The 2,945-nt window shown below is 66.8% G+C and carries 2 protein-coding genes and 1 tRNA gene; 1 reads left to right on the top strand and 2 read right to left on the bottom strand.

Annotated features, from left to right (window positions below; genetic code table 11):
* Positions 1-307 precede the first annotated feature (307 nt).
* On the bottom strand, positions 308-2,149 hold the full coding sequence (locus RMO85_RS15540; protein ID WP_310529629.1) for a phosphoenolpyruvate carboxykinase (GTP): 1,842 nt from the start codon (positions 2,147-2,149) through the stop codon (positions 308-310).
* A 202-nt stretch (positions 2,150-2,351) separates the two neighbouring features.
* Between RMO85_RS15540 and RMO85_RS15545 the strand changes: the two genes are divergently transcribed.
* Positions 2,352-2,424: transfer RNA gene (locus RMO85_RS15545), tRNA-Arg, on the top strand.
* 127 nt (positions 2,425-2,551) lie between these two features.
* Here RMO85_RS15545 and RMO85_RS15550 read toward each other — a convergent pair.
* Positions 2,552-2,945 (bottom strand): tyrosine-type recombinase/integrase (locus tag RMO85_RS15550; protein WP_310529630.1); only part of this gene is annotated, 394 nt, incomplete at its 5' end.

Here is a 2,945-nt window from a genome sequence, read left to right on the forward strand (position 1 = left end):
CACGAGGTAGGCCGCTGCCGGGTCGATCCAGGTGCGCCGATCTCGCCGGGTGCTGGCGATCAGCAGCGCCATGACGGCGAAGTAGACGACCGCCGTCAGGGCCGACACCATCCACGTGACCTGGTAGGGCGGGATCAGCACCATGAGCAGCCCCACGCCGCTCACGAAGCCGAACGGTCGCGCCAGTCGCAGCGACGGCCGACGTCGATCGAACCGTCGACGGACGGAGCCCTGTGCTGTCCCGAGTTCTTGCATGATCTTGCGACGCTAGCGGATCGCCCTGAACGCCGTGGCAGAACCCCGAACGTCAGGTGTTGTCGTCCGCCAGCGCCTTGGTGACCCTTCGGTGGGCCTCCCAGATCGCCTCGGGCATCCGGTCGAACTGCTTGAGGTGCTCCTCACGGTTGTCCATCTCCTGCTGCCAGCGCACGTTGTCGATGCTCAGGATGGTCTCGAGGTCCTTGGGCGTGATGTTGACGCCCTCGAGGTTGAGCTCCTCCTTCGTCGGCACGATCCCGACCGGAGTCTGCCGCCCCTCGACCTCGCCGTTGCGCAGCTGCAGCAACCACAACAGCGGGCGCAGGTTGTCGCGGTAGCCGGGCCAGAGGAAGTGGCCGTCCTCGGGGTCGCGCTGGAACCAGTTGACGTGCGCGAAGATCGGCAGGTCCCTCGCCGCCCCGACGATGTCGAGGTAGTGCTGCGCGTAGTCGCCTTCGCCGTACGCCATGAAAGGGCGGTTGGACATCGGGTCGTAGCGGAGCACGCCCTCCTTGCCCTCGGCAGCCGCGGTCGCCTCGGCACCGAGAGTGAGCCCGTCGTAGACCCCCTCGGCGAGGTCGTACATGGCCCGGATCAGGGGTTCCCGGTCGCGGGTGCGGCCACCGAAGATGATCGCGTCGATGGGCACGCCGGCCGCGGCGTCGAAGTCGTCGGCGATGTTGGGGACGTTGGCCAGGGTCGTGGTGAAGCGGCTGTTGGGGTGCGCCCACGGGGACGAGTCGCTGTCCTTGCGGTCCGCGAGCGGGGCGCCGGTCCAGTCGAGCCAGCCGTGCACGTCGCTCGGCGGGCTCGGGGTGCGGCCCTCCCACCAGACCTCGCCGGTGTTGGGGTTGTAGGCGACGTTGGTGAAGATCGCCTCCGTGCCGGGGTCGATGGAGTGCAGCGCGGTGGGGTTGGTGCGCTCGTTGGTGTCCTTCGCGACCCCGAAGACGCCGTACTCGGGGTTCATGCCCATCAACCGGCCGGTCGACTCATCGACCCACAGCCACGCGATGTCATCGCCGTAGAACGACACGTGGTAGCGGTCTCCGAGGACGTCGGGGGCCAGCATCATCGCCAGGTTGGTCTTGCCGGAGGCACTCGGGAACCCGCCACAGATGTGGTAGTCCTTCTGCGTCTCCTTGTCGTGGATGCCGATGAGCATGTACTGCTCGGCGAGGAACCTCTTGCTCGCCCAGCCGTCGTAGGCGCCCTGTCGGAGCCCGTGCGCGATCTTGCCGAGGAGCGCGTTGCCGCCGTACGACGAACCGAAGTGCAAGATCGTGCGCTCGTCGGCGACCGTGACGAAGTAGCGCCGGTCGTCGGGGGTGCCCTGGCCGAGGTTCTCGAGGTCGCCGGTGACGTGCACGGCTCGGACGAAGTGGTCGGGGTCGTCGAGCTCGTCGAGGAACTTGGCCGCGACCCGCGACATCCGGATCATGTGCAGGACGACGGGCCGCGAGTCGGTGAGCTCCACGCCGGCCGCCCAGGGCGCGAGCTCGTTTCCGGGAGGCGACATGAGGTAGGGGATGACGTACATCGTCTTGCCGGTCGACGCGCCACGCATCCGGTCGTGCAGCAACGGCTTCATCTCCGAGGCCGGGCGCCAGTTGTTGTAGACGCCCCGGTCCGACTCGTTGTTGGTCGCGACGATCGTGCGCTCCTCGGAGCGGGCGGTGTCCTTGTAGTAGCTGCGGGAGTAGTAGCGGCCCTCGCCGGCGGGGTGGAGCTCGCCGGCTGCCAGCGCCTCCTGGATCAGCCGTGCGTCGTCGGCCGCACTGACCACCTCGACGTTCTCGGCGCCGGTGAGCTCGGCGTACTCCTTGACGAACTCGCGAACCTTCGGGTTCTGCAACCCGGCCGCATCCAGTGCCGCCTCGACATCTGCCATCAGATAATTGCCTCTCGTGAGGTGCCGGGGGCCGCCTCGTTCGCCCCGAGCGCGCTGCGTGGACGACACCATAACCACCCCCCTCCGATTGGAACGCTCCAGCCTGCGAGCTTCCTCACCAGGCAGGGGGAAACGGGCTGATTTCGGGTTGGCGGTGGGGGTCCGCTATCCTCGTCCGGTCGTGCTGTTCGCAGCGCGACCCGCGCCTGTAGCTCAACGGATAGAGCATCTGACTACGGATCAGAAGGTTTGGGGTTCGAATCCCTACAGGCGCACTACACGAAGCCGCAGCCAGCCCGCCCGCTGACCTGCGGTTTTCTGTATTTGTGCCACCGTGGGGCCTGCTCACTCCGAGCACGGAGGCTGCGTTGACTGCAGTTCTTGACTGCAGTTGGCCCCTCATCACGCCTCCTCGAAGAGTGCGTTGAGCTTCTCGAAGGCCGCCTGCTTGTCCTCAAGGGACACGTGCGCATAGACGTTCATCGTCATCTCAAGACCCGAGTGACCCGCGATCTCCATGACCGTGCGCGGCGGAACTCCTAGCCCAAGAAGCACCGAGACGCAGCCATGGCGGAAGTCGTGCATCCGAACATCTCGGACCCCGGCGGTCTTCAACGCACGCTTGACCAACTTCGTCGTGTTGTCAGGATCCAGGGCGGTCCCGATCCCGGTGGCGAAGACAAAGCCAGCCTCGTCCCACGGGATTCCCAGGTCCGCACGCTCCTTCGCCTGCCGCACCTTGTGCTGCTCCAAGGCGGCCGCGACCAGCCCGGGCAACGGAATCGTTCGACGGGAC

The organism is Nocardioides sp., from assembly GCF_031422975.1.
Lineage (GTDB): Bacteria > Actinomycetota > Actinomycetes > Propionibacteriales > Nocardioidaceae > Nocardioides.

Coding starts and splice junctions, on each gene's coding strand:
- RMO85_RS15540 (WP_310529629.1), bottom strand. CDS start 2,149: ATGGCAGATGTCGAGGCGGCACTGGATGCGGCCGGGTTGCAGAACCCG.